This is a genomic window from Exiguobacterium abrahamii, assembly GCF_015645365.1.
In the GTDB taxonomy this organism is placed as follows: domain Bacteria; phylum Bacillota; class Bacilli; order Exiguobacteriales; family Exiguobacteriaceae; genus Exiguobacterium_A; species Exiguobacterium_A abrahamii.
Genome location: NZ_JADOYC010000008.1, coordinates 49,347 through 75,662 on the forward strand (window position 1 = coordinate 49,347; position 26,316 = coordinate 75,662).

30 protein-coding genes are annotated in these 26,316 nt (G+C 47.8%); 12 read left to right on the forward strand and 18 right to left on the reverse strand.

The genetic code is table 11. The features are described from left to right. Nucleotides 1-7 precede the first annotated feature (7 nt). The 4 genes from ITJ88_RS15190 (at nucleotide 8) to ITJ88_RS15205 (ending at nucleotide 4,125) form a co-directional block, all read left to right on the forward strand. Complete coding sequence (locus tag ITJ88_RS15190) at nucleotides 8-2,137, forward strand: heavy metal translocating P-type ATPase (protein ID WP_195866169.1); 2,130 nt, start codon at nucleotides 8-10, stop codon at nucleotides 2,135-2,137. Next, entirely contained in the window at nucleotides 2,134-2,340 is a 207-nt protein-coding gene (locus tag ITJ88_RS15195; protein WP_035399161.1) for a cation transporter, read from the forward strand. The genes ITJ88_RS15190 and ITJ88_RS15195 overlap by 4 nt, the downstream gene beginning before the upstream one ends. An 87-nt stretch (nucleotides 2,341-2,427) precedes the next feature. Continuing rightward, nucleotides 2,428-2,652 carry a hypothetical protein gene (locus ITJ88_RS15200; RefSeq protein WP_023466807.1) on the forward strand — a complete coding sequence of 75 codons (225 nt, stop codon included), beginning with the start codon at nucleotides 2,428-2,430 and terminating at the stop codon, nucleotides 2,650-2,652. 171 nt (nucleotides 2,653-2,823) lie between these two features. Then, nucleotides 2,824-4,125 carry a globin-coupled sensor protein gene (locus ITJ88_RS15205; RefSeq protein WP_029343217.1) on the forward strand — a complete coding sequence of 434 codons (1,302 nt, stop codon included), beginning with the start codon at nucleotides 2,824-2,826 and terminating at the stop codon, nucleotides 4,123-4,125. Nucleotides 4,126-4,181: 56 nt separating this feature from the next. Here ITJ88_RS15205 and ITJ88_RS15210 read toward each other — a convergent pair whose 3' ends face one another. Together ITJ88_RS15210 and ITJ88_RS15215 are read right to left on the reverse strand one after the other, a co-directional pair. After that, entirely contained in the window at nucleotides 4,182-4,790 is a 609-nt protein-coding gene (locus ITJ88_RS15210) for a class F sortase (RefSeq protein WP_029343216.1), read from the reverse strand. Continuing rightward, complete coding sequence (locus ITJ88_RS15215; protein WP_023466804.1) at nucleotides 4,762-5,550, reverse strand: DUF4397 domain-containing protein; 789 nt, start codon at nucleotides 5,548-5,550, stop codon at nucleotides 4,762-4,764. Before ITJ88_RS15215 ends, ITJ88_RS15210 begins: the two co-directional genes overlap by 29 nt. Nucleotides 5,551-5,770: 220 nt before the next feature. Between ITJ88_RS15215 and ITJ88_RS15220 the strand changes: the two genes are divergently transcribed. Together ITJ88_RS15220 and ITJ88_RS15225 are read left to right on the forward strand one after the other, a co-directional pair. After that, nucleotides 5,771-6,229, forward strand: a complete 459-nt coding sequence (locus ITJ88_RS15220) for an Lrp/AsnC family transcriptional regulator (RefSeq protein ID WP_195866170.1) — start codon at nucleotides 5,771-5,773, stop codon at nucleotides 6,227-6,229. Next, nucleotides 6,229-6,822 carry a LysE family translocator gene (locus ITJ88_RS15225; RefSeq protein WP_195866171.1) on the forward strand — a complete coding sequence of 198 codons (594 nt, stop codon included), beginning with the start codon at nucleotides 6,229-6,231 and terminating at the stop codon, nucleotides 6,820-6,822. Before ITJ88_RS15220 ends, ITJ88_RS15225 begins: the two co-directional genes overlap by 1 nt. A gap of 45 nt (nucleotides 6,823-6,867) precedes the next feature. On the opposite strand, the gene speB is transcribed toward ITJ88_RS15225, so the two are convergent. From speB to ITJ88_RS15240, 3 genes are all read right to left on the reverse strand, one after another. Further along, nucleotides 6,868-7,740, reverse strand: coding sequence for an agmatinase (gene speB / locus ITJ88_RS15230; protein WP_195866172.1), 873 nt, complete (start codon nucleotides 7,738-7,740; stop codon nucleotides 6,868-6,870). A gap of 114 nt (nucleotides 7,741-7,854) precedes the next feature. Further along, nucleotides 7,855-8,697 (reverse strand): polyamine aminopropyltransferase, encoded by an 843-nt coding sequence (speE, locus tag ITJ88_RS15235; RefSeq protein WP_195866173.1) that lies wholly within the window; start codon nucleotides 8,695-8,697, stop codon nucleotides 7,855-7,857. Nucleotides 8,698-8,841: 144 nt separating this feature from the next. Beyond that, nucleotides 8,842-9,513 (reverse strand): NAD(P)H-dependent oxidoreductase, encoded by a 672-nt coding sequence (locus ITJ88_RS15240; protein ID WP_195866174.1) that lies wholly within the window; start codon nucleotides 9,511-9,513, stop codon nucleotides 8,842-8,844. A 378-nt stretch (nucleotides 9,514-9,891) separates the two neighbouring features. Here ITJ88_RS15240 and ITJ88_RS15245 point away from each other — a divergent pair, with 378 nt between their 5' ends. Together ITJ88_RS15245 and ITJ88_RS15250 are read left to right on the forward strand one after the other, a co-directional pair. Beyond that, on the forward strand, nucleotides 9,892-11,448 hold the full coding sequence (locus ITJ88_RS15245) for a BCCT family transporter (protein ID WP_195866175.1): 1,557 nt from the start codon (nucleotides 9,892-9,894) through the stop codon (nucleotides 11,446-11,448). A gap of 89 nt (nucleotides 11,449-11,537) precedes the next feature. Beyond that, a complete protein-coding gene (locus tag ITJ88_RS15250) occupies nucleotides 11,538-12,383 on the forward strand; it encodes a metallophosphoesterase (RefSeq protein ID WP_195866176.1) in 846 nt (281 codons plus the stop codon). Between the two features lie 35 nt (nucleotides 12,384-12,418). Here the strand turns inward: ITJ88_RS15250 and ITJ88_RS15255 are convergent, their stop codons facing one another. After that, nucleotides 12,419-12,913: a YwhD family protein gene (locus ITJ88_RS15255; protein WP_023466794.1), complete on the reverse strand. Its 495-nt coding sequence runs from the start codon at nucleotides 12,911-12,913 to the stop codon at nucleotides 12,419-12,421. Nucleotides 12,914-12,978: 65 nt separating this feature from the next. Next, nucleotides 12,979-13,503, reverse strand: coding sequence for a hypothetical protein (locus ITJ88_RS15260; protein WP_195866177.1), 525 nt, complete (start codon nucleotides 13,501-13,503; stop codon nucleotides 12,979-12,981). Nucleotides 13,504-13,671: 168 nt separating this feature from the next. On the opposite strand from ITJ88_RS15260, the gene ITJ88_RS15265 reads away from it, so the two are divergent. Together ITJ88_RS15265 and ITJ88_RS15270 are read left to right on the forward strand one after the other, a co-directional pair. After that, nucleotides 13,672-13,857 (forward strand): 2-hydroxymuconate tautomerase, encoded by a 186-nt coding sequence (locus ITJ88_RS15265; protein WP_023466792.1) that lies wholly within the window; start codon nucleotides 13,672-13,674, stop codon nucleotides 13,855-13,857. Nucleotides 13,858-13,929: 72 nt separating this feature from the next. After that, nucleotides 13,930-14,574 (forward strand): NAD(P)-dependent oxidoreductase, encoded by a 645-nt coding sequence (locus tag ITJ88_RS15270; RefSeq protein ID WP_195866178.1) that lies wholly within the window; start codon nucleotides 13,930-13,932, stop codon nucleotides 14,572-14,574. A 54-nt stretch (nucleotides 14,575-14,628) separates the two neighbouring features. Here the strand turns inward: ITJ88_RS15270 and ITJ88_RS15275 are convergent, their stop codons facing one another. From ITJ88_RS15275 to ITJ88_RS15285, 3 genes are all read right to left on the reverse strand, one after another. Then, a complete protein-coding gene (locus ITJ88_RS15275) occupies nucleotides 14,629-15,807 on the reverse strand; it encodes a NupC/NupG family nucleoside CNT transporter (protein ID WP_195866179.1) in 1,179 nt (392 codons plus the stop codon). A gap of 122 nt (nucleotides 15,808-15,929) precedes the next feature. Continuing rightward, a complete protein-coding gene (locus ITJ88_RS15280) occupies nucleotides 15,930-16,784 on the reverse strand; it encodes a phosphotransferase family protein (protein WP_195866180.1) in 855 nt (284 codons plus the stop codon). After that, the gene (locus tag ITJ88_RS15285) at nucleotides 16,781-18,088 is read right to left on the reverse strand and encodes an HD domain-containing protein (RefSeq protein WP_195866181.1); all 1,308 of its coding nucleotides are present in this window, start codon (nucleotides 18,086-18,088) and stop codon (nucleotides 16,781-16,783) included. The genes ITJ88_RS15280 and ITJ88_RS15285 overlap by 4 nt, the downstream gene beginning before the upstream one ends. Nucleotides 18,089-18,233: 145 nt before the next feature. On the opposite strand from ITJ88_RS15285, the gene lipL reads away from it, so the two are divergent. Together lipL and ITJ88_RS15295 are read left to right on the forward strand one after the other, a co-directional pair. Further along, nucleotides 18,234-19,055 carry an octanoyl-[GcvH]:protein N-octanoyltransferase gene (gene lipL, locus ITJ88_RS15290; protein ID WP_195866182.1) on the forward strand — a complete coding sequence of 274 codons (822 nt, stop codon included), beginning with the start codon at nucleotides 18,234-18,236 and terminating at the stop codon, nucleotides 19,053-19,055. A gap of 16 nt (nucleotides 19,056-19,071) precedes the next feature. Beyond that, nucleotides 19,072-19,920 carry a DegV family protein gene (locus ITJ88_RS15295; RefSeq protein ID WP_195866183.1) on the forward strand — a complete coding sequence of 283 codons (849 nt, stop codon included), beginning with the start codon at nucleotides 19,072-19,074 and terminating at the stop codon, nucleotides 19,918-19,920. A 66-nt stretch (nucleotides 19,921-19,986) separates the two neighbouring features. Here the strand turns inward: ITJ88_RS15295 and ITJ88_RS15300 are convergent, their stop codons facing one another. The 8 genes from ITJ88_RS15300 to ITJ88_RS15335 form a co-directional block, all read right to left on the reverse strand. Continuing rightward, on the reverse strand, nucleotides 19,987-20,202 hold the full coding sequence (locus tag ITJ88_RS15300) for a hypothetical protein (RefSeq protein WP_149426666.1): 216 nt from the start codon (nucleotides 20,200-20,202) through the stop codon (nucleotides 19,987-19,989). Beyond that, a complete protein-coding gene (locus ITJ88_RS15305; RefSeq protein WP_195866184.1) occupies nucleotides 20,195-20,605 on the reverse strand; it encodes a hypothetical protein in 411 nt (136 codons plus the stop codon). Before ITJ88_RS15305 ends, ITJ88_RS15300 begins: the two co-directional genes overlap by 8 nt. Next, the gene (floT, locus tag ITJ88_RS15310; RefSeq protein WP_023466783.1) at nucleotides 20,605-22,125 is read right to left on the reverse strand and encodes a flotillin lipid rafts scaffold protein FloT; all 1,521 of its coding nucleotides are present in this window, start codon (nucleotides 22,123-22,125) and stop codon (nucleotides 20,605-20,607) included. Before floT ends, ITJ88_RS15305 begins: the two co-directional genes overlap by 1 nt. After that, a complete protein-coding gene (locus ITJ88_RS15315) occupies nucleotides 22,122-22,643 on the reverse strand; it encodes an NfeD family membrane protein (protein WP_055969938.1) in 522 nt (173 codons plus the stop codon). Before ITJ88_RS15315 ends, floT begins: the two co-directional genes overlap by 4 nt. Continuing rightward, nucleotides 22,633-22,860 carry a hypothetical protein gene (locus ITJ88_RS15320; protein ID WP_195866185.1) on the reverse strand — a complete coding sequence of 76 codons (228 nt, stop codon included), beginning with the start codon at nucleotides 22,858-22,860 and terminating at the stop codon, nucleotides 22,633-22,635. Before ITJ88_RS15320 ends, ITJ88_RS15315 begins: the two co-directional genes overlap by 11 nt. Nucleotides 22,861-23,011: 151 nt before the next feature. Continuing rightward, entirely contained in the window at nucleotides 23,012-24,199 is a 1,188-nt protein-coding gene (locus tag ITJ88_RS15325; RefSeq protein WP_230088892.1) for a multidrug effflux MFS transporter, read from the reverse strand. Between the two features lie 11 nt (nucleotides 24,200-24,210). Continuing rightward, nucleotides 24,211-25,344 carry a YfbR-like 5'-deoxynucleotidase gene (locus ITJ88_RS15330; protein ID WP_195866187.1) on the reverse strand — a complete coding sequence of 378 codons (1,134 nt, stop codon included), beginning with the start codon at nucleotides 25,342-25,344 and terminating at the stop codon, nucleotides 24,211-24,213. Nucleotides 25,345-25,395: 51 nt separating this feature from the next. Further along, entirely contained in the window at nucleotides 25,396-26,160 is a 765-nt protein-coding gene (locus tag ITJ88_RS15335; RefSeq protein WP_087681790.1) for a TerC family protein, read from the reverse strand. Nucleotides 26,161-26,316 lie beyond the last annotated feature (156 nt).

The following is a 26,316-nucleotide window of genomic DNA, read 5'->3' on the forward strand; positions in this document are numbered from 1 at the left end:
TTTTCTGATGTCAAAAACGATTGAGTTTGATATTGAAGGCATGACGTGTGCCGCCTGCTCCGCCCGGATTGAAAAAGTCCTCAACCGGATGGACGGGGTCGAAGCAACGGTCAACTTGCCGCTTGAAACCGCTCGTGTTTCGATCTCTGATGCCTATGACGATCAAGCAATCATCGAAAAAATCCGAAAAATCGGCTACGAGGCAACGGTCAAACAAGCACCACACGCAACCAAATCAAATCGCCGGATGCTGTATCGCTTTATAATCGCGGCCATTCTATCGTTACCGTTGCTCGCGAGCATGCTGACGCATATTCCGAACAGTCCGTTCCACTTTCCATTCTTGATGAATCCGTGGCTACAGTTTGCTTTAGCGACACCGGTGCAATTCATCATCGGAGCGCCCTTCTATAGTGGGGCTTATAAAAGTTTACGGAGCGGTAGTGCCAACATGGATGTCCTCGTTGCACTCGGAACATCGGCAGCTTACTTTTATTCCGTTGCTGAAATGCTGCTCGTCTCTGATATGCCGCATCTCTACTTTGAGACGAGCGCGATTTTGATTACACTCGTCTTGCTCGGGAAAGTCCTCGAAGACCGTGCGAAACAACAGACGACGGGAGCGATTAAAAGCCTGCTCTCCCTACAAGCAAAAGAAGCCGTCGTCTTAGAGGACGGGAAGGAACAAGTCGTTTCGATTGAGGCGATTCAAACCGGGATGATTTTACTCGTAAAACCTGGGAACAAAATTCCGACAGATGGTGTCATTCGTGCAGGCGACGCGTATCTCGATGAGTCAATGTTGACCGGCGAATCCGCGCCTGTCCATAAAACGGTTGGGGCATCCGTCATTGGCGGCACGCTGAATACGAATGGATCTTTACAAGTCGAAGCGACAAAAATCGGACAATCGACGGTTCTCGCACAAATCATTCGCGTCGTCGAACAAGCACAGACTGAAAAGGCACCGATTCAACGACAAGCCGATCGAATTTCTGGTGTGTTCGTGCCGATCGTCGTCGCCATCGCACTTCTGACGTTAGCTGCTTGGTGGATGATCAGCGGCTCCTTCGCGGAAGCGATTCGTCCTGCCATCGCGGTGCTCGTCATCGCTTGTCCATGTGCGCTTGGACTTGCGACACCGACTTCGATCATGGTCGGAACCGGAAAAGGGGCGGAACGAGGGATTCTCTTTAAAGGGGGCGCTCAACTTGAGAACCTCCAACATGTCGATGCTGTCGTCTTTGATAAGACCGGAACACTGACAGTCGGTCGCCCCGTCGTCGTCGAAACGTTCGGTACGGAGACAGCGCTCGATTTCGCTGCTGCGCTTGAACGACAATCGGAACACCCTCTTGCTCGCGCCATCACAGCAGAACGGGATGTCGTCTTTGATATCGAACGGTTCCACGTCGAATCAGGACGCGGGATCACAGGACAAATCATGGGACATGATCTGATCGTCGGATCGGCGCGAATGATGCAGGAACGACACATCATCCTTCCTGATTGGACATCACCTGGAGCGACACTCGTATACGTCGCTGTCGATGGAGAAGTCGCCGCCGGATACGCCATCCGTGACGCGCTAAAAGATTCAGCGAAAGAAACGATCCGGCGGTTGCGCGAGACTAAGGAAGTGTATCTCTTGACCGGTGATCGTCGTGAAGTCGCCGATCATTTAGCAACAGAACTGGAACTCGATCCAGCGTTCGTCTTTGCGGACGTTTTGCCGGTTGAAAAGGCAGATGTCATTCAGTCACTTCAACAAACGAAACGTGTCGCGATGGTCGGAGACGGTATCAATGATGCCCCTGCTCTAGTAACGGCGGATGTCGGCATCGCGCTCGGTAGCGGAACGGACGTTGCCCTTGAAGCAGCAGACGTGACGCTACTTGGACACGACTTAAAACAAGTCTTACTTGCGATCGAACTGAGTGAGCAGACGATGAAAAACATTCGTCAAAATCTCGTCTTCGCACTTGGCTACAATACGATCGGTATCCCGGTCGCTTTTTTCGGTCTGCTTGCCCCATGGCTTGCGGGTGCCGCCATGGCATTCAGCTCTGTCTCTGTCGTGACGAATGCGTTACGATTAAAACGTACCCCACTATCTGAAGGAGGAACATCATCATGAAAGAAACAACATTATCTGTTATCGGTATGACATGCAATCACTGTAAAGCGAGTGTCGAATCCGCTCTATCTGAAGTCGAAGGTGTGCAACAGGCAACTGTCTCACTCGAACAAAACCAGGTTACAGTCCAACACGAAGATGTTCCTCGTGAACGTCTCGTCGATGCGATTGAAGAGATCGGCTATGATGTGCCGACTGCATAATTTTTTTAAGCCAAACTGCTTCTAACACGCAGTTTGGCTTTTTTATTTTTTGAAAAGCGGGAATGTACGGAATAAGGAGGGGTTCGTATGGTACCGAAAATCGAATTCGTAGAACACTTCGACGACAACAAAGGAAAACGATTTAAAATCGAACTTTGGAATCTCGGAACCTTCACATTCAGTGCCGAGTCAGCTCGTGGACCTGTCACCCGTTTCACCTCCATTGACATTCAATTCGTTCAAGCTTGCGTTCAACGAATGCGCTCGATCGTGGACGCCAAAAAAGCATTTCAGGAAGACCAACCAGTCTAATCCTGTTCTTTTTCCATTCTCCTCATGGCACTTGCCATGAGTTTTTTTGTTTCCGGTCAATGTTTTTCAATATTCTCGTCTTTTTTTCGAAAATCAGTATCACTTCGTCAAGATGAACCGATAAAAGACAGACATCATTTTATTCACATCTTGAGTACTGGAGGCAACTACGTGCGTAACCCTTTTAAAAGTAAGACTACTTCGGCTTATCAAGCTACCATCGGCTTTCCTGATTCCCGTCTCATCACAAAGACGGCAGATCCTGATCTCACATCCCGTCTCGTATACATGGGCTATACAGAAGAACAGCTACAGACGCTCAAATCGATGGCACCTGTCGTTCAAGGGATTTTAGATGAGGTCCTTGAACAAGTTCTCGATCACCTTCTATTAAATCCAGAGATGGCAACGATTGCGAAACAATCATCGACACGTGAACGACTGAAAAAAGTCTTCGCCGACTACTTCACGAGTCTACTGACAGGAAACATGGACGAGTCGTTCCTCGCGATGCGGACGCGAATGGGACAGACGCATAAACATAACTTCGTTCCCGTCACTTGGTTCATCGCTTCGTATGCAGCGTTTCAGACGTTGTTGATTCCAAAAATCGTTGAACATTATCAGCATGATCCAGCGCAACTGACGACAGCCGTACTCGCTTTGACACATGCGATGAACTTAGATGCTCAAATCGTGACGAGCCAGTATGTCGATTCTCGTCTTCATGAAGTGACAGCAGCGAACGAGTCGCGTCGTCAACTTTTGACAGACGTCGTTCGTGTCAGTCAAGAAGTCGCAAGCTCGGTTGAGCATACGGATCATGCCATCATTGAGACGAGCCGTCGTGCCTCACAAGTGTTGGCAGAAACAGCTCAGACAGAGCAGACGAGCCAGCAGCTCGTTCAAATGACGATTGCCAACGAACGACAGATGCAACAGATGGAGCAACAATTCGCTCAATCGACACAACAAGTCGGTACTTCGCTTGAAAGCATCCATGAATTGAAGACGACGTCGGATGACATCGTCCAGATGACGCAAAGCATCGAAGCGATCGCCAATCAGACGAACTTGCTCGCGTTGAATGCGTCAATCGAAGCAGCACGTGCCGGTGAACACGGTAAAGGTTTTGCTGTCGTCGCGACGGAAGTCCGGAACCTCGCTGAAAATGCTAAGTCATTGAGTAGCAGCATCAACGGTCTGATTCAAAAGAACAATGGGAATATCACACAACTTGTTTCTCAGATGGAAGACATCACACGCGCCAACACCGCATCTCAGCAAGAATTGCAACAAGTTAAACAAGGAATTCAAACCGTTAAGAGTGAGATGGAGAACTCCCTCACCTTATTTGGACGTAACAAGGAAAACCTCGGGCAAATCGTCGAGACGATCCAAGGTCTCAGTAAGACGACACAAGGCTTGACGACACTGACGACGGATCTCGTCGCGGCTTCCGAAACACATTAAAAAATAGGCAATTCTTATTCACGGTTCTGACCGAAATAAGAATTGCCTATTTTACTTTATTCGTCTTGTTCTGCTGTGACGACAAGACGCTGATCGTATCCTTTTGATTCTGAAAACGTACCAATACATGAAATGAGCGTCAGTTTGTTCATGACGGTCGCACCGAAGATTGATCCGACAGGTGCTTCATCAACAGGATAGGACATGACGTTCGTCACCACGTATGATACCTGTTGTCCTGCTTTTCCCGTCACTTCAATTCGTTGCCCTTTTTTCATCTTGGCTAAATCATAAAAAACAGCGGGACCTTCTTGATCATCCAAGTGTCCGGCTAGTACAACATTTCCGGTTTGTCCGGCTTTTGCTCCGTACTTGTACCAAGCGACCTGATCGGTCTGTTTCGGAACATCCATCCGTCCTTGTTTATCCTTTCCGACGACTTCGATGTTCGCTTTCACATCGAGCGTCGGAATTGTAATACGCGTCGGTATGAAAGCCTCTTCGTCCACCTTTTCGGATGGAGTGGACGAAGAAGACGTCGTTGTTTCGGTTTGTTTTGGTTTTTCCGGCTTTGTAGCATCTGGAGGTGATCCCGATTGGCATCCGGCTAATACGAGTAAGAGAAGCAGGCTGCTCTTAAGCGTTTTGTTTACGACGGACGACATACGCTGTTCCTACTAACAAGGCAGCAGCTGCTGCGACTGCCCATGGTGTAGCAGAAGCCGTATCAGATGAACCACCAAGTCCTGTTTCTGGCATTGATGCCATTTCACCACCGTCTGGGATCAAGAGGACTTCAAATGCTGGTTCGCCTTCAAGTAAGCCGATTGCGAGTGCTGTATAGTTTTTACCACTGTCGAGTTTGACGCCATCCAGTGCTTTGACGACATCCGTTGCGCCTGCAGGACGGACTTCGAGGTCATACGTACCTGCATCAAGTGTACCGTAGTCAGAGACTTTCGAGAATTCAAGGTTACTGAAGAGTGGGTCTCCACCTTTTGGTGCGACATCAACAGCTGGTGCATCTGGTGCAAAGTGTGCGACACGAACCATTGATTTTCCATCTTCGCCTTTACCGTTGTCTTCCATGACCGCGAGTTTGATATCAGCTAATTTGCCGATTGCTGCGACCGAATAGAATTTACCAGCTTCGACGTTGAGTGTTTGAGAGAGCACAGGATCTTTTGTAGTTCCTGCAGCGAATACTTCTACTTTATGTTCGCCAGCTGGTAGTGTGAGATAATCTGTGACATCTTTGAATTTTGCTCCTGATACCGCTTTTTTGCCATCGACCGCGATATCGACTGCCGGAGCATCTGGTGAAGCATGAATGACACGAACCATTGCGTCATCTGCTGCGCCTACTGGTAGCACGAATAGTGCAAACAGTAACGTAGCGGTCACAAACGATAAGAGTTTCTTCATCTTTTTTCCACCTTTCTGATTGTCAAATGTACATCGCTCTCAAACCAATGTTCTTACACTTCAGAACATTTCCTTCGTGGTGACATCTTAAACTTAAGACACTGCCGTAAATGTGTAAAGATTTCAGTGTGCTATGAACTTGTTTTACAAACACATTGACTTTTTATTTATTTTCGAAATAAAATATTTTAAATAACAATAGAAAAGAAGGTTAAAAGCTATGGATTCCTACGATTTAAAAATTATTAATTTTTTGAAAAAGGATGCCCGGATGAAATGGTCAACACTTGCACAACACATCGGCTTATCGGCACCGGCTGTTGCAGAGCGAGTTGCCCGCTTACAAGAGCAAGGTATCATCCGTCAGTTGACGACGGTGCTAGACCCTTCCTCCTTTGACTATCGCCTTGCTGCATTCGTCGCTGTTTCACTCGAGCGACCAGAACATCGAGCGCCATTTCTAAAACGAGTTCAAGAACTTGAACATGTACTGGAATGCCATCACGTCGCCGGGGACGATGACTATTTACTCAAAATACGCTGTCGGGACACGGAACAGCTTGATGAAATCATCACATACCAGATTAAAGGGCTACCAGGTATCCTGCGGACAAAAACGACGATCATCATGCGCACGGAAAAGGAATCGCTTCATTTTCCGTTACCCGAGGTCGACTGATGTTTACGACTGGTTTTGGAATCGGGTTTGCGTTAGCGGCCCCGGTCGGTCCAATCGGCCTTTTATGCATGCAACGGACTCTTCGACATGGACGAATTTCCGGCATTGTTTCCGGACTCGGAGCCGCAACGGCAGACTTCATTTATGGATTGCTTGCATTATCTGGTTTTTCCCTCGTCCAATCTATACTCACCCAAGCATCCTGGATGCAACTGATCGGCAGTCTGTTTTTGTGTTACATCGGCTGGTCGATGTTTCAAGCTTCTTCGAACGCCTCGATTTCCGATACAGCCTCGTCACGGTTAAGTGGCTATCTATCCGTCTTATTCCTGACGTTCTTAAACCCGATGACAATCACGCTATTCCTGGCGTTGTTTGCACGCTTTGAGTTAACGATGACGAACGGACAGGATGCGTTTTTGTTCCTAATCGGTATTTTTCTCGGTTCTGCTGCTTGGTGGGTTATCCTAGCGAACATCACGCACCTGCTCAAGCACCAGCTTGCGGCACCCACTTTACGTATCATCCAGTGGACGTCAGCCAGTCTAATCATCGGATTCGGTGCATTCGGGGTCATTCAGTTCTTCTTTTGAGCAAAACAAAAGAGACCGACATTACGTCTGGTCTCTTTTGTTTTTTCATTTAATGAATCCAATCATCATTTCGCGTAATACTTTTGCTGCCGCGATCGCTGTCATGTCGGATTGATCGTACGCTGGGCATACTTCTACCAAATCCGCGCCGATGACGTCGACGTCTGCTCGTGCGATCATGTGAACGACTTCGAGCAGTTCCTTTGTCGTCACTCCACCGATTTCTTGTGTTCCTGTTCCTGGTGCTGCTGACGGATCTAGCACATCGATGTCGATCGTGACATAGACCTTTTTACCGGCAAGTGTCGGAAGAACTTGACGAAGCGGCTCGACGATCTCGTATTTGAAGAGGTTGTAGCCTGACGTCTTCGCCCATTCGAACTCTTCCTTCATCCCTGAACGAATTCCGAACGAATAGCAATTCTCTGGTCCGATCAAGTTTGCGATCTTCTTGAGTGGTGTCGAGTGCGACAATGGCTCTCCTTCATACTCGTCACGTAAGTCCGTATGCGCATCAAAGTGAAGCACGACGAAATCATCATAGTGTTTATCGAACGCTTTGACGACGGGCCATGTGACTAAATGTTCGCCACCCATACCGAGCGGGAACTTGCCTGCTGTCAGTAACGAATCGACGTATTCTTCAATCATATCAAGTGATTTTTGTGCATTCCCGAATGGTAACGGGATATCTCCCGCGTCAAACAACTTCGCATCGGCAATATCACCATCTAAGTATGGGCTATATTCTTCTAGACCAAGTGAGACTTCACGGATACGTGCCGGACCGAATCGTGAACCCGGACGGAAACTAACCGTCCAGTCCATCGGCATGCCGTACAAAATTCCTTTTGCATCTTCGTGAGTCGTTTGACTCGCGATAAAGACTTTTCCTGAATATGCTTCATCAAAACGCATGATCCATTCCCCCTATTCGTTGGTCGTTTACTGATGCAAACGCCTCTTAACCTGACAACAGAGCGATTTCGAAGATCGAAACCGCTCTGTTCATGTGTGCTATAGTGACTGAACTCAGTCGTTCGTCAAATCTTTAACGAACTTCGGAAGCGCGAAGGCTGCCGTGTGAAGCTCAGGCGTGTAATACTTCGTGTCGATCTCGTGGAAACGCTCTGGTGCAACTGCAAGCGGATCGTGTTTCTTTGATCCGATCGTGAACGTCCAAAGACCACTTGGATACGTCGGAACGTTTGCGATGTAGAGCTTCGTGATCGGGAAGATTTCTTTGACGTCGCGTTGAACATCACGGATCAAGTCTGGTGTGAACCATGGGTTATCCGATTGTGCGACGAAAATGCCGTCTTCTTTTAATGCTTTTGAAATACCAGAGTAGAAGCCTTTCGTGAACAAGTTGACCGCTGGACCAACTGGTTCTGTCGAGTCGACCATGATGACATCATACTCGTTTTCTGCTTCTGCGATATGCATGAATCCATCCCCAACGATGACTTCGACGCGTGCATCGTCCAATCCACCTGCAATGTTCGGGAGGTATTTTTTCGAATACTCGATGACTTTTCCGTCGATTTCAACCAAAACAGCTTTTTCGACGGACGGGTGTTTCAAGACTTCACGGATGACTCCGCCGTCTCCTCCACCAACGACCAGAACCGATTTTGGATTCGGGTGTGTGAACAATGGGACGTGCGCGACCATCTCGTGGTAAACGAACTCGTCCTTATCTGTCGTCATGACCATTCCGTCAAGTAACAACATCGTACCGAACTCGTCCGTTTCAACCATCTCTAGGCGTTGAAACTCCGTTTGTTCGCTCTCATAAACGTGGTTGACACGGAATGTGATACCGTAATCTTCCGTTTGGTGTTCCGTGAACCATAACTTTAATTTTTGTTCCATTTGCGATAGAACCCCTTTCTTTCATCAAGACAAAAGTTGTTCGTATGCGAGTGGCGTTTACGGCGCTTCTTAATCATACAAAAGCGAGTATACCGAATTTTGAAAGAAACTTCTATATAATTCGAAAATTTTTGTCTTCCATCTTTACTCAACAAACGTCACGATTTCATCAAGTGGACGACGCTGCTTCTCACGTTTTGGTTCGTCTGCCCGGTAACCGAAAGCGACCATGACCGGCACCGTGAAAACAGAGCGATCGAGCAGTCCACGATCGACGAGTAATTGCTCGACGGCTTGCTGGTCGAATCCTTCGATTGGGCATGAATCGATTCCGATTTGTGCTGCCGTCGACATCATGTTCCCAAGTGCAATATAGGCTTGTTTTGCTGCCCAGTCTTCCATCGCTTTCGAGTTATCACCAATCGCGAAATCCTCCTCTAAAAACAGACCGTAACGCTTCGTCCGTCCGGCTTTTGCTTCTTCAGATAGACCAAGGAAATCCATCATTTGCGTGACATGTGGACCATCTGCCTGCATTTGTTCTCCTGTCCGGGCGAGGAACAAGACGAAGTGACTCGCTGTCGGCAATTGTCCTTGTGCGCCCCAAGAAATTTCTTTTAAGGCTTCTCGGATTTCTGGATTTTGAATGACGAGCATGTTCCACGGCTCATATCCGAACGAGCTCGGTGACAGACGCGCCGTTTCTAAGATGAACCGGAAATCGTCTTCTGGGATCATTTGACCATTAAATACCTTTGTCGCATGACGAGATTGAAATGCTTCAAGAATCGCTTGTTTTTGTTGTTGTTTTTCCATGGGAAATGCCTCCTTCAAAATGATGACTGCTCTTGTTATATCAAATCTGATTTCAGACCGCCTCTGATTTGCTCATATCAGTCATTACGTTAGTTTTTAAGTAAAACGGGAAATAAGAATATTGACGTCTTTCTTTTCATTATTTAAAAATTATTTTAAGCATTTGATGATCCGTCATTTTACATCTTTCCTTTCTGGTAATCCCCTTGTTTCTATGGTTTCATTTCCCAAACGGTTTGCTTTTTCGCACAAATGTTTGTTACGGTAGTCACCTGCGTGATTAGGTTTTGTTATCGGACAAACGGGGAATCATTATTGTCGTTGTTATCATTCGATTCAAAACAACCATGTAAAATTCGAAAGAAGGTGTGGAACACGATGGAAAATAATCGAAAAAGTAAGATCACAAAAGTCTTTATGGTATCTGTCATTTTCTGTGTGCTCTTTACCATATGGGGAATCTTACCGGAATCCCTAATCGGTGCAGCCAGTCTCGGAAATGTCACATCAATAGCACAATCGTTTGTCTCCAACCGTTTGGGTTGGCTTTATCTCCTCGGAATGAGCGCATTTCTCTTAATTGCCATCTTCCTTATTTTTTCCCGCTTCGGTTCAATCCGACTCGGTAAGGATTCAGACCGTCCTGAATACAGTTTGCTTTCCTGGTTCGCGATGCTCTTTAGTGCTGGTATGGGAATCGGGCTGGTTTTCTGGGGTGTTTCAGAACCACTGACGCACTTCCATACGCCACCAATCGCAACAAGTGACCCGACAGAAGCCGGTCCTCTTGCGATGCGTTATTCATTCTTCCACTGGGGCTTGCACCCTTGGGCACTATACGCAGTTGTCGCGCTTGCGATTGCTTACTCGACATTCCGTAAAGGGCGTCCCGCTACTATCGGGGATACCGTCGCTTCCCTAATGAAGCCGCGCTATGAAGCAGCCGGTAAAGGAACAGTTGAAGTACTCGCAATCGTTGCAACAGCTTTTGGTGTCGCAACATCGCTTGGTCTTGGTGCGCAGCAAATCTCAGGTGGACTCAACTTCCTGACGAGCAGTGTTCCAAATACGTTCACAACACAAATCATCATCATCGCTGTCGTTTCGGTATTGTATATGATTAGTGCTGCATCTGGTCTTGATAAAGGGATCGTCCGCCTCAGTAATGCCAATATCGTCTTAGCGACTTTATTGATGATTGGCGTCATGTTCCTCGGACCATTCAGCTTCATCATGGACCTCTTCGTGCAAACGACGGGCGCTTATCTGCAAAACTTACCGGTCATGAGTTTCCGTGCATCTGCCTTCAACCCAGATGAACGTGAGTGGATCAACGGTTGGACGATCTTCTACTGGGCATGGTGGATTTCATGGTCACCATTCGTCGGAACATTCATCGCTCGTGTCTCGAAAGGACGGACGATTCGTGAGTTCATCATCGGCATCATGCTCGTTCCAACGATTTTTGGTCTCCTTTGGTTCTCAGTCTTCGGTGGTTCAGCGATTTGGAACGAATTGTTCCAAAACGTCGACCTTATCTCGACTGTTAACGATAAAGGGGTTGAAACTGGAATGTTCGCATTGTTCGAGACATTCGGTGGCTTAGGAACATTCCTCAGCATTGTTGCCGTCTTCTTGATCACGACGTTCTTCATCACTTCAGCTGACTCCGCGACATATGTTCTCGGTATGCTATCGTCTGGTGGTAGCCTGATGCCAAGCTTACGCATTAAGCTCGCTTGGGGTGTCGTACAGTCATCGATTGCCGCTGTACTCTTGTATGCTGGTGGATTAGGTGCGTTGCAGGCTGCTGCCATATTAGCCGCTTTCCCATTCATCTTCGTAGTCGGGATGATGGTCGTCGCCCTATTCAAAGATTTGTCGGATGAACCCGACGCACAAAAAGAAACAACTGAATTAAAACAAGACGCTTAAATCGAATTGATTTCCTCCTTCCGTCGCATACGGAAGGAGGTCTTTTTTGTTATCCTGAATTATGATTAGTGGAAGAAATGAGGTGGCTTATGCGTAAACGTACACGCTGGCTGTTATCCCTTGGCGTCCTCGCCTTAGGGGGCTGGTTTTTATATCGTGAAAATAACGTCATTGATGTCTCACAGGTGACGGTCACGTCGAATCGCTTACCGGAAGCGTTTGACGGATATCGTGTCGTGCAGATCGCAGATTTACATGGCAAGGCGTTCGGAACTGAGCAAGAACGACTAGTGAAGAAAATTGATCGCGAAAAGCCGGATCTCGTCGTCATGACAGGTGATTTGATTGACTCGAGGCGAAACGGTGAAGAAGCTGCCCTTACACTCATGAAAGCGCTCGTCGATCGATACCCCGTCTACTTCGTCACCGGGAATCATGAGGTTCGACTCAATCTAACGATTTTGCCAAAGCTTGAACAACTAGGTGTCACCGTTCTCCGGAATGAATCGCGTGTCCTTAAATACCAAGGTCAATCGATTTCGTTACTTGGCATCGATGACCCGACGACGACACGATGGCGTGAAGGACTGTCGGAACCAGATGGGATTCGCCAAAGTCTCGATCAAGCACTTCAAGACGTGTCGCCTGATGCGTTTCAACTCTTGCTCGCCCATCGTCCGGAATATAAATCCTTGTACGCGGAACGGTCCATTGATCTCGTCTTGTCTGGTCATGCGCACGGTGGACAGATTCGACTACCGTTTACGAAAGGTCTGTATGCACCTGGTCAGGGCTTCTTCCCACAAGTAACAGCCGGTCGCTATCAGGAAGAAGGAACAGAATTAATCGTCAGCCGTGGTCTCGGCAACAGCCTGTTTCCGTTTCGTCTGTTCAATCATCCGGAACTCGTAGTCTTGACGCTAAAACGACCATAAAAAAAGAACGTGTGCCGCGGCACACGTTCTTTTGTTTAGACCAACGCCTCATGTAAAGCAGCGTCAGCATTTTCCCACATCTCCGGTTTATGTGTCTGCAAGAAATCACGCAGTAATTCCTTTGAACGCTCATCCATATGATCGACGACGATTCGTCCTTTAAGGGATTTATCCATCTTATTGACATGATCAGCAAGAATCTTAAATCCGCGACGTGCTTCCGCATCGACTAGCAGATCGCAGGCAGCGACACCACCATAATAGAATCCTTCCGGCTTACGACCGACCGTCACCCAGACGATCCAGTACAATTTACCGTTTGGCGTATCAGCTTTATCCGTCGTGAACTTGACGCGTTTCTCGATGGCTGCTTTCGCGTGCATCGCGCCCATATCGATGTAAGCTTCGCCGTCTTCCGGAGAAATGATGACGGGTGACATACTATTTAAGCTAAGTGTTCCGACACCAAATCCTCCGTGACCGTCTGTAGAGTTATCTGAAATGATATTGAAGTTAATCTTTTTTTCCATCGTGTTTTGTCCCCTTTTAATCCTGTTGCTTCTATCATACCGTATTCCGAGGTGTCTGCAACCCGTCACTCGTAACGGAGAAGCTGTAATTGTTCCTCTGTCGCTCGGCGAATCGTTGGGAGACGATAACACGTCATGGACGCAATTTCCTCATGTGCCGGGGGATTGACCTCTTCGAGATGAACCAAAGCGCGGTCAAACAGAGTCTGCGCAGCACGACCGAACAAGAAGAGACGTTCCAGAGAAGAACACCGCGACCGAATCGCACGTAACTGATGCGCGAGTTCTCGTACCTTCGCCTCGACCTCTTCTTCCATGTCAGCCGTCGGTTTTCGGTTTTGAAACAACGGTTTAAAACGCACATCGTCCTCAAGCAACGTCAGCATCCCGTATCGCTTTGCTTCTTTTTGGTTCAGCAGTTGCGCGAGTTCTTTATCCGTCACGAGTCGTCCGAACGGAATGTTCTGTTCAAAGACGATATCTGCGACTTCGAGTCCTTTAGCACCAGACAACGGATAATTCGTATCCTCCGGTAACGCCCGATCAAAAATCAGTAACGTATGAATCTTCTTCCGTATGATTGCGTCCATATGTCTCTCCTTTTCTGCCGTATGTGTATGACTACCTTCGCTTCCGACAAGAATAGCTCCTACCTTATACCCTTCTTTTTCGAAAACGATGTTCGAATTGACGAATCCCCTATCGAATGCGCTATACTGATGGCGTATCGTCATCATGCTAGAGGGGGAAATGAAGTCATGCCATATGTTACGGTTAAAATGTTATCGGGTCGTACAGTCGAACAAAAACGCGCTTTGATTGAAAAAGTCACGGAAGCGGTGTCGGAAACGACGAATGCTCCTAAAGAAAACATCACGGTCTTCATCGAAGAGATGGAAAAAACAGATTACGGTCAAGCTGGCGTCATGTTCGCGGATAAATAACCAACAAGAGACGTCCGGTCGTTACCGCACGTCTCTTTTTCCCATCTACTTGATCTCTAAGGAGGAAAACTTATGACTACTGTTACTGTACTTGGTGCGACCGGTCGAACGGGTCGACCTTTGATTGATCGGTTATTAGAAAACGGCTACGACGTTCGTGCACTCGTACGTTCCACGTCACCGGACTTACCCGTCCATGACCGACTTCACGTCCTGACAGGAGATGCGACAAATCCAGCGGATCTCGAACAAGCACTCACAGGAAGCACCGCTGTCTTCAGTTGTCTCGGTACCGATCAACAGCAGGTCCTCTCGACAGCGATTCCACATCTCGTCACGAAGATGAAGGAAGCAGGCATCGAACGGATCGTCTTCATTGGTACAGCAGGCATTCTCGATGCATCAGAAGAACCAGGGAAGTATCGTTTCCAATCGAGTGAGTCCCGTCGACGCTCGACGATTGCAGCCGAGGATCACTTGAAAGCTTATCTGACCCTAAAGGATGCAGACGTCGACTTCACCGTCATCTGTCCAACACAACTGACCGAAGACAACGCACTTGCTGCTGACGATCTATTGATTGAAACGACACGTTTTACTGCACCGACAGGTCCGATTCCCCGGGAAAACGTCGCCCAGTTCGCCTTTGAAGTTTATCGTGACGGAACCCATCATCGCGTCCGTGTCGGAATTGCTTCGCATGGATCAACTGAATGAAAAACAAAAAGAGCAATGGATCGCTGATCCATTGCTCTTTCATATGTGTAACGATTACAGCAAGACGCTGACGACGATTGCTGTCAAGACACTGACGAGTGTTGCGCCGTAGAGTAACTTCAGACCGAAACTAGCTGCAACGCTTCCTTGACGGTCGTTCAATCCTTTAACCGCACCAGCGATGATTCCGATTGACGAGAAGTTCGCAAACGAGATCAAGAAGACCGACACGATTCCGAGTGTGCGCTCCGAGAATTCTTTTGAGTATTCTGGAAGGCTCAACATCGCAACGAATTCGTTCGTGATCAATTTCGTTGCCATGACACTACCGGCACTGACAGCTTCCGCCCATGGAATACCCATGATGAAAGCGAATGGAGCAAAGATATATCCGAGGATTTCTTGGAACGAGATGTTTAGAACCATCAAAAAGATATCGTTGACCATTCCGATCAAGGCATTGTAACCAATCAACATCGCACCAACGATGATTGCGACTTTGAATCCATCCATGATGTATTCGCCGAGCATCTCGAAGAACGTTTGTTTTTCTTCGACGATTTCAAGAATATCTTCTTCCGGGTCAACCGTGTACGGGTTGATGATCGAGACGATCATGAAACCACCGAACAAGTTCAAGACGATTGCTGTAACGACATATTTCGGTTCGACCATCGTCATGTATGCACCGACGATTGACATCGAAACCGTCGACATCGCTGACGCACACAATGTGTAGAGACGATTTGCTGGTAATTGACCGATTTGTTTTTTGACTGTGATGAATACTTCTGATTGTCCGATCGCAGCTGAAGCAACCGCGTTGTAAGACTCAAGACGTCCCATACCGTTGATTTTTGATAGGACGAAACCGATACCACGCATTAAGAGTGGTAAAATCTTCGTGAATTGTAGAATCCCGATCAAAGCAGAGATGAAGACGATCGGTAACAAGACATTAATGAAGAATGGTTGTGCGCCTTCGTTCGCTAAACCACCGAAGACGAAATCAATTCCGATTGCCGCATAACTAAGCAGTTTTTCAAAGACTTTCGCGACGCCACGAATGACGATATATCCGAACGATGTATTGAGTAAAATGAACCCAAGTACGAGCTGAAGAACTAGCATGACCGCAAGCGGTTTCAATTTGATGCCTTTACGGTTACTGCTGACAAGGAGTGCCAAGCCGAAAACGATAGCCAGTCCGAGTAGTGCGATAAGATATTTCATGAAGTACCCCTCTATCTATTAGTTGTTTATCAGTTGTACATTCGTACGATGTCTGACGTTTAATCTCTTTCCAAGTAATAGAATAATCAATATTTCGAAGAACTACAAGAGGAAAAGTTCATTTAGTAACCGCTTTCGTTATTTTCATAGACTTTCAAGACAAACTTTTCCAAGCGTTCCCGAACATTGTCCTGACTAAGGTTTTGCCTTCCATATGCTTTCCACCCCGGATAGACGTCAATCGTTTCAGGTTCAAAATCAAAAACAGCCCGAATATCCCACGCGTGATCGTAAGAACGGTTCGTCTGTTTGAGATAACTTTTTAAAAAATGATCCGCTATCTCAACAGATTCGAGCAAGGCAAGATTCAAACGACAATGCGCAAGGTCGACTTCAATGGGTCCTACACACGCATTAATCCAATCAATCGTATGGCACGTTCCATTCATTTCGTATAACACATTGACCGGATGAAAATCCCGATGAATGAACCGAATCGTTTGACTTTCGTCCGGTTCGACCGCCAGTAGCTGACGCCACCTTTCCGGATGCTGCGTCCACGTCGGAACGTGACGATCCGTCGCATACGGCTGATAGACATACCGAGATTCTGGTACCGGTAGCGCATGGATCGCAGCAAGCGTCTGTGCCAGTCGTTCGACATATTGCTCGTCCACCTGATCAAGCCGAATCCCTCCTGGTGAACGCGTCATATATAACCACGGCGGTACTTCGTCTCTAACATCGGTTTGATAGTCCAACACTTCTGGTGCTAAGTCACCTGCTGCTTGTAACACAAACACCTCATGCAAGACAAGATCCGGCTCCTCCTGTAGCCAGTCTTGATTCGTATGGACACGAAGAACTCCCTCACCGACCCGAAAAACAAGGGAGGATGTCGCGCCTTTTAAGACTTCGACCTCTCCCTCCTGTCCAAGCTGTTGCAAGATTTTCGTAAGGACAGCGGACGATATCATGATGTCACGCTGCCAATCAATAACTGGTCGATTTGCATCTTCTCATTCGCATATTCGCGCAAGTCGTGCAAAATTTCTTGCGGGAAGAACAGCTTCTCATCCGTCTGGCGTGACGTCGCGATGGCTTGAACGAGCGGTGAAACTTGCGAAATCTCTTTCATCTGCCCATCCTTCATCTGCAGCATGATCGGCTGCTTACTGATTTCACCGTTATCTCCATATAAATCGTAAGGAAGACGACTGAGTTTATCTTCAAGCAGATAATACGTCGGATTCAAGCCGATTGCTTCAAACAACTCACACAACTTATCGTGGACGAGTTCACGTTTTTCAGCCGGATAATCGACATACTTGAACAACTTTCGGTCAACGAATCGCCTCGAGAGATCCGCAAGGATTGAATCCTGCTCGTTCGCCCACTGCTGAAAATAGAAGTAGACGATCGTCTCATCGAGCCCAAGGAAATCACGCAACTCCATCTTCTGATCAAATAGCGGCATCAAATGGATCGGTGCGATGGCAAATGGATATGCGGACAGGTACAACTCCTGCGCCCGCTCGAGAATCGCTTTTAATAGGTAATCACTCGAACGTGTCACCGGATGCAGGTAGACTTGCCAATACATCTGATACCGCCGCATGATGTAGTCTTCGATCGAATGCATTCCGGACTGTTTGACGACCATCTGATTATGGGCTGGACGCAATACCCGAAGCATCCGCTCGAGATCGAATTTTCCGTAGCTGACACCAGCAAAGTGTGCATCGCGCAATAAGTAATCCATCCGGTCGACGTCGAGTTGTGAGCTGATCATCGTAACAAGCAGTTGATTCGGGTGCGTCTTGTTGATGATCGACGCTACTTCTTCCGCAAATCCGTCTCCGACTTGGTCGAGGACTTTCTTGATTTCCGTATCCCCGAGAATGATCCGCTCCGTCCACGTTTCGTGATTCACACCGAAGACGTTCTCGAATGCGTGCGAAAACGGACCGTGTCCGACATCGTGTAAGAGTGCCGCAGCCAGCGTCAACTCCCGGTACTGATCGTCCCAATCGGCGCGACCGTTGAAGACATCGATCAGTTGACGCGTGATTTCATAGACACCGAGCGAATGATGGAACCGTGTGTGCTCTGCTCCATGAAACGTCAAAAAGGATGTTCCGAGTTGCTTGATCCGGCGTAGTCGCTGAAATTCACGTGTACCGATCAGTTGCCAAATCAATTGATCACTGACATAGATATAGCGGTGAACCGGATCCTTGAAGACCTTCGTCTCCTTTAATTGTCCTAATGATTGATACATATGTTTCTCTCCTTTAAATCGTGTCTATGTCGTTGTTGTTCGGTTTTGTTTCCAAGGATTCCTGTCTCCCGCGGCGCTTCGCACAGAAACTTTACACACCCTGTGCTATAATGATGTCGCAAATCTACAATAAAGGAACGAGCCTATGGGAATCGAACTCTTAAAACAAGAACATTATCGTATTTTTGATCAAACGTCACTCGGAACTGCTTTCCATGCGACACAATCGTTTGCGATGGACGACACATTATGTGCTTCCGTTGCAACAGAAGGAGCCGCACTCCGCTCGTGGATTCACCACGAAACCGTCGTCCTCGGCATCCAGGATGCCCGTCTTCCTCATCTTGCTGACGGTGTAGCCGTCCTGCATGAACATGGTTTCTCGCCCGTCGTCCGTAATTCAGGTGGTCTTGCCGTCGTCCTCGACGCCGGTGTTTTAAATATTTCACTCGTCCTACCGGAACGCGGCGGCATCGATATCGACAGTGGTTACGAAGCGATGCTGGCGCTCGTCCGTCGTATGTTCGCACAAGAAACGGACGCAATCGTCGCTGGTGAAGTCGTCGGATCGTATTGTCCTGGTTCTTATGACTTATCGATTGCCGGTAAAAAATTCGCTGGTATCTCCCAGCGTCGTGTCCGTGGCGGAGTTGCCGTTCAAATCTATCTTTGTGTCAACGGAAGTGGAAGTCAACGCGCCGCTTTAGTCCGTGATTTTTACGCGGCAGCGCTTCAAGATGAAACGACAAAATTCGTCTATCCGACCGTCGTGCCGGAAACGATGGCGTCACTCGAGGAACTGCTTGGTACTTCCTTGACGGTCGAGGAGTGCTTACGTCGTGCGTATGAAGCGTTACTTGCGCTCGGTGCTGATTTGACGCCCGCAACGTTGACGGAACTCGAGAATGAGCGTTTCGGCGTCAACTTGAGTCGGATGCTTGATCGAAACGAAAAAGCCCTAGGTTAAGAAAGGAGAGAACGTGATGATCCGATTGATCACAGATAGTGGTGCTGATGCACCAAAAGACATGTTAGATGCTTATGATTTTACGGTCATGCCATTTGGCGTATTGATCGACGAAGACACGTTCTTCGACGGAGAATCGATATCTCCGAAACAACTGTATGATAAGATGCGTGACGGTGCAGCACCGAAGACATTCCAGGTCGAAGTCAGCCGGATGGTCGAGGTGTTCACGCGTCACTTCGAACAAGGGGATCCCTTCCTCTACCTCGCCTTCTCAAGCGAATTATCGGGAACGTATCAAACCGCGAAGATGCTTACGGAGGAACTCGCGGAAAAGTATCCGAACGTTCCTTACTTGGTACTCGATACGAAAACTGCTTCGACAGGACAAGGATTGTTCGTTCTTGACGTCGCAGAATATGCGAAGACGCATTCGTTTGAAGAAACAGTGGCTTATGCTGAAGCCAAGGTGAATACGATTCGTCATCTGTTTACAGTCGAATCACTCGAATATTTGATGCGCGGTGGACGCGTTTCACGAGCTAGCGCCTTCATTGGTGGTCTCTTATCGATCTTGCCACTGTTGACAGTCGAAGACGGGAAGTTGATTCCAAAAGAGAAAATCCGTGGTCAGAAAAAAGTCATGAACCGGATCGTCGAGTGGATGGAAGAAGCACGTCCAACGATTGACGGACATCGAATCATGATTGGTCATGGGGATTCGATTGAACGGGCAGAACAATTAAAACAATTGATTGAAGCACAGTTTTCACCAAGCGAAGTCATCTTGACGATCGCCGGCGCAGCGATCGGTTCACATACTGGACCGGGACTCGTCGTCATTGGGTATGACCTACCACGTTAATGGCACTCATTCTTATCTTATAGTACGAAAAAAGGGACAGACTCTGTTTAGAGCCTGCCCCTTTTTTTATGAATTGTATCCAAAGAACAGCAATGCCATGCTTAATCCAAGCGAAGAGACGATGAACACGATCGCCATCCCACCCATTCCGAAGACTAACAGCTTCGGTAAATCACGTCGCTTCTTCAGAAGGGCAGTTAATAACCCGACGTTGATCAAGAGGACGACGAGGAACGGAAGCAACAGCATCCAACGTTCTTGCAGTAAAAATAAACTATCCATTTCTTTGCTCCCTTCTTTCAGACTCCAAGAATGGTCGGAATAGATTCAGACATAAGAAACGGAACAAAACATAAGCGAACAGAAGTGTCGATACTACTTCGAAACCAACATATCCGACATCACGCCACGTGATTCCTGTCGTCACTCCGGCGAACCAATACGGGAAGTCGACCGTCAACAGACTACACATTAAAGCGAGAACGGCTTCTTGACGTGTTTGTCGATCGTAAAGTGAGTAAGATGCCTTCTTTATATTGAATATATTCGCGATTCCGTCATCCGATGTGTATCCTTTGATGATACCAATGACGCCGCCTAGTACCGCCAGTGCATACCATGGAAGTGGCCAAGCGACATGAAAGAGTAGGAGTGCGAACACAATCAATAAGACGCGGATTGCCATCAGTCTTCTGTTTTCGATGCTGCCACCGCATCATGGGAATTTAAGTTAACCGTCAACGGCTTTGCTGTTCCTTTACCGGAGAAATTCTCAATCAACTCTTTGACATCTAATCCGGACGACGCCTTTAACGTTTCTTGCAGCGACGCCATCAAATCCGTCGCGTAACCGGTGACACGGTTCGCACCGCCACCTTCACCACTACCTGTATCAACGACTGTGATTTTATCAATGTTACCGAGTGGTGCTGCGATCTCCTTCGCGTATTCTGGCATCATCCGAATGACCATGTCGAGAATCGCCGCTTGTCCGAATTGTTCGAATGCCTGCGCGATTTTTTCTTTCGCTTCTGCTTCCGCAAGACCTTTCAAACGAATGATCTCTGCTTCTGTTTCCCCTTGTGCCCGCTCCGCATCCGCTTTCGCAAGACCATCCAGACGAATTCGTTCTGCATCCGCTTTGGCCGATGCCTCGATCCGGTATTTCGTTGCATCTGCTTCCGCATATTGCTTCGCACGGTCCGCTTGGGCCGCTTGCTCAATCGAGTACCGATCCGCGTCAGCACGTTTTTTGACTTCCGCGTCGTATTGTTTCTCACGACGAAGGATTTCGCGTTCTTCAAGCTCGATTTGTTTTTGACGCTCGATGATTTTGATTTGCATCTGTTGTTCCGTGACTTCTTGTTGTGCGCGTGCATTTTCAAGATCATACGCTTGGTCGGCTTTCGCCTTCGCGATATCTTGTTCGCGGCGGTAGTCCGCCATCTTCAACTGATTTTCTTTTTCCGCTTCAGCGATTTCAGTTGCACGTTCGAGTTCTGCTTTTTTCGCATCTTTTGAAGCTTCCGCCCGTTTGATGCGTGTCTCTTTTTCAGCGTCTGCCGTTGCGATATCCGCATCCCGGCGAACCTGTGCAATCCGCGGCTTCCCGAGGGATTCTAAGTATCCGTTCTTGTCACGAACGTCTTTGATCGTAAACGAAACGATGACGAGGCCCATCTTCGCCAGGTCTTGAGACGCGACCCGCTGGACTTCTTGTGAGAACTTATCACGGTTCTTATAAATTTCTTCGACGGTCATCGACCCGAGAATCGAACGCAAGTGTCCTTCAAGAACTTCACGCGCTTCGCCTTCTCGCTCCTCCTTTGATTTTCCGAGGAACTGCTCCGCTGCCGTCGCAATCTCAGAAATCGAACTGCCGATCTTAATGATCGCTGTACCGTCAGCCATGACCGGTACACCTTGCTCCGTATAAACTTCAGGTGTCGTGACTTCGAGTTTACTCGATAACAAACTTAGTGGTGTCGCCTGTTGGAAGACAGGTAACACGAATGTTCCGCCACCTCGAATAATTTTTACCCGGTTGCCGGACTCATCGGTATTGACGTTGCGTCCTCCGAGATAACTACCAGATACGATCAACGCTTCTTCCGGACCGACCGTTCGGTACTTCGTGATGAATAAGACGATCAAGGCAACGATCAAGGCGACCGCGACGATTGATACGATTAACACTGGATTCATGTAAACATCTCCTTTTTCCATTGTTGGGGGTATGTCACGACAGACGCGACACCTTGTTTGATCTCGATGACAAGCACCTTCGTGCCTTGTGGTAAAGCAGGTCCTTCAAACAGAACGGCTGACTTTGATACGCGTCCTGAGACGTCATCAAGTAAGATTTCACCATATCCTTCAGTCGGAATCGGCACGATGACGGTTGCGCTGCGACCTTCTAGCATCTGTTCCGAAAACCCAAGCGACTGTTCGGCTTGTGCCATCGGAACAAATAAAAAGATATGCATCAGCGTCGTCACTAATAACGCAATCACACTGCTGATGATTAAAATCAACATCGAACGAAGTGGACTGAGCTGTTCGAGTCCGAATCCGATGGCTGACGTGATGATGACAAAAGATAAGATCAACGTGGGATGAAAGATTTGATCGACGCCTGGAATGACGTCTGAGAATAGGATGGACACAAACACACCACAAGCAGCGGCCGCTAACGCATATAAATAAAGTGTACTAACGTCCATCTTCGTTCACCTCGATGTAAGGATGTGAGCCATACAGTTCGTGGTAAGCCCTTTGATAAGCAATCCGGTTTTCCTCAAACAATAAACGAGCCAATTCTTTTCCTCGTTGATCGATGGCCTCTTCTTGACGACGTAAGTATTTTTTCTGTGCGGCAAAATGACGTGCTAATCTTGCCTCAATCGACGGTTCTCGTTCACGCTGCAGCTCCTGTTTCATCGCTCCACTCCTTTCTGAAGTACTGGCTTTCTTTCTCTTCTACGCTTATTTTTTAGAAAATGTTTCAAAATGAATTCCATTTCTTTTCCTTTCATTAAAAGAAAAAACGTTCGTCCCATACAGAGGACAAACGTTTTTGAATAATTAGCGTTTATGAACGATTCGGTCGACGAACAATCAGACCATAATAGAGAATGAGCGCCAGGCAATCTAAGGTCATGATGATCAGTCCCATTGGAACAGCCGATTGCTCTCCCATGATCCCGACGAGTGGTGACACGAGCGAGCCGACGAGCATCGGCAAAAGCCCTAAAAGTGCCGAGGCACTGCCTGCCGTTGCTCCGTAATTTTGCATCGCTAAAGTAAAACCGAGTGTCGAGATCAAACCGACGCTTGAAACGACGAAAAACAGTGGAATCATGACGAAGATCAGCTGATCCGTTAACGTCAAGGCGAGGAACAATAAGATACTCGCACTCGCAACGATCGTCAAACTGATTCGCATCAGCCGCTCTGAATCGACACGACCCGCAAGGCGACCAGCAATCTGTGCTGCTAAGATGATTCCGATTCCGTTTAAACCGAACAAAAAACTGAACTGTTGCGGCGAAGCGCCATAAATATTTTGTAAGACAAACGGTGAACCGGAGATGTAGGCAAACATTGCGCCCATGACGAATGCTTGCGCGAACGCATAGCCAATGAAAACGCGATCCGTCAATAAGCGTCCGAACGTCTTCAACGTCGTCGTCAGGTTTCCTTCAACACGTCTATCAAGCGGAAGCGTTTCTGGTAAACGGAGTGCAACAGCAAGTAACATCATCGTGCTTAAAATCGCCAGCAAGTAGAAGACAAAATGCCAGTCACCGAACCGAAGCAACTGTCCTCCGATGACAGGCGCGAGAATCGGTGCTGTTCCGTTGACGAGTGACAAGGCAGCAAAAAAACGCGTCAACTCGGGTCCATCAAACAAGTCACGAACGATTGCCCGGGAAATGACGATTCCTGACGCTCCAGCTGCTCCTTGGATGAACCGAAGTGCGATCAACACTTCAATCGTCGGTGCCATCGCACAGGCGAGAGAAGCGAGCAGATATGCAAGTAATGCAACCATCAGCGGTCGTTTACGACCGCGAACGTCACTGAGTGGACCAACGATCAATTGTCCGAGTGCCATTCCGAGCATACAAGCGGTCAAACTCAATTGGATCAGTGATGCACTCGCATCAAATGAGCGTGACATATCCGGAAAAGCAGGTAGATACATGTCGATCGAGAGCGGTCCGAGTGCAGCGAGTGAACCAAGGATCAAGATCAACGTTAAGCGGCGTGGGGTCATGGTTTCTTTTGTCATGACGTCACGTAATCCAAATCATGCAAGACATAAGCGAGGAAAAAGACGACCGATGGATTTTCATATGTCATCTGAACCTTTTTGAGTTGTGCCCGGTAACCGGTCTCATACTCGACCCCGTTCAACTTCCGTTCCATGTTCATTTTAATCAATGCATCGAGTTTATCGATCACATCAACCATCTGTCCTTCGTATGTCTCGTCTTTTGCTTCCACGACGAACCGACGGAATGGTGCTCGGATGTCTTTCGGTAAATTATTGATCAACGTCTCTCCTTCTGCCCGTTCGTAAGCTTCGAAGGCTGCTGCTGTAACCGGTGTCGCATGTTTGACAGGTCCAAGAACATCTCCTGTCGTTCCTTCAACGAGATCATGACACAAGAGACGCGAGACGACTTCTTCGATGTCGATCGTGACGCCATACTTTTCCGATTCAATCAGACCATTGAAGATACCAAGCGAGGCTGCGCGAAACGCATGTGTCGCGTCGTTATCATCAATCGTATTGAAACGTCCTTTCCAGCGCCGAATCGTATCCATCATCAAGACGTTTTCAATGAAATGAGACATCTCATCCTCTTCCATGACCGACTGTGTCAAGCGACGGATTGAAACGAGTGGATGTCGTTCCAAAACAGCCTGTAATTCCGCTGCTTTTTGTTCGAAAAAGGCGGACTCCGTCATCTGTGCTTCCCTTCGTGCGTACAACATCGCATCGAACGTATCGATGGCTTCGACGATCCGCCCTTCCGGTGATTCATCTTCTGCATGCACGAGATATGTCGTGAACGCTGGTTGAAGCGACTTCGAGAGTAAGGCAACGAGCTGTTCACTTGCTTGTTGTTCCATTGCCTGAATGTGTGCATGTAACGTTGGCTCTTTTTTCGTCCGGTGTTTAATGGGTCCGGTGATGACTTCGTTCATGTCATGGAATAAAGCTTTTCCGAGCAATGTCTGGCGGTCGACTGGTGGTTGCCCGTCTGCTTCTTCTAAATAGCTTGCCATCAAACTGAATAAGGCAACACGAAAACTGTGACTGGCTGCGTTATCCGGAAAACGTGGTGCGTATTCATCCCACCGTGGAACGTTTTGCATCCGCGTCAGCATCCGAATGAAATTACCGTTTTGCATGAAATCTCTCCTAACGAAAGACGGACAGAGAGTACCCTGCCCGCCATTGTATTATTTTGCTGATTCACTGGAGCTGTTTCCGCTACGGAACCAACCAATGATTAAAATTAGGGCAAGTACAACCCAGAAAATCGTTTGCCATAGTGTACTCTCTGGAAACTCATGCGGCAAGACGTCGATTGACGGATGCGCGAGTGTCATGACGACCAGTTTTACACCAACCCATGCGACGAGCCAAAAGGCAGCTTCTTCGATACCTGGTCGCTTTTGGAGCAAGACGACGAACCAACTCGCGAAGTAACGCATGATGACAAGACCGATAATTCCGCTAAAGAAGACGACCCAGAATTGTCCTGTGTTCAGACCACCGATCGTTCCACCAATCATCGGTAATGTCGTTGCCATGGCGACAGCGGCAAGTGTCGAGTCGACAGCAAACGCCAAGTCAGAGAACTCAACTTTAACGACCGTCCACCAAAAGTTCGGTGAGGCTTTTTGTGAGGCAATTGCATCCGGTACTTGATGTTTATTCGATCGAGCCTCGACGATTCCTTTAAACGCGACGTAGAAGAGGTAGATCGCCCCGAGTGCTTGAAGTTCCCAAATCGTCGCTAAGTACGAAGCAAAGAAGATTGCGACGAAACGTAAGACGAGTGCTCCGACAAGACCATAGAAAAGTGCTTTTTTGCGTTGATCGTCCGGTAGCGGACGCACAAGCACCGCCATGACCATCGCATTATCAGCAGAAAGTAACCCCTGCAAAATGATTAGTACGAGTCCGACGGTCGCATACTGCGTTATTAATCCAATATCCATACAAACGAATCCCCTTTTTTGTTCAGTCTATTCATTATATGCCGGACATGAGGAAAGAAAAAGAGACCTGCTCTCCTTTTTGATTTCACTGTGTCTCTTATTCCCGCTGTTTAAACAGTTGTAACGTGCGTGTCCTTCTTTCATGCGTTACACAAA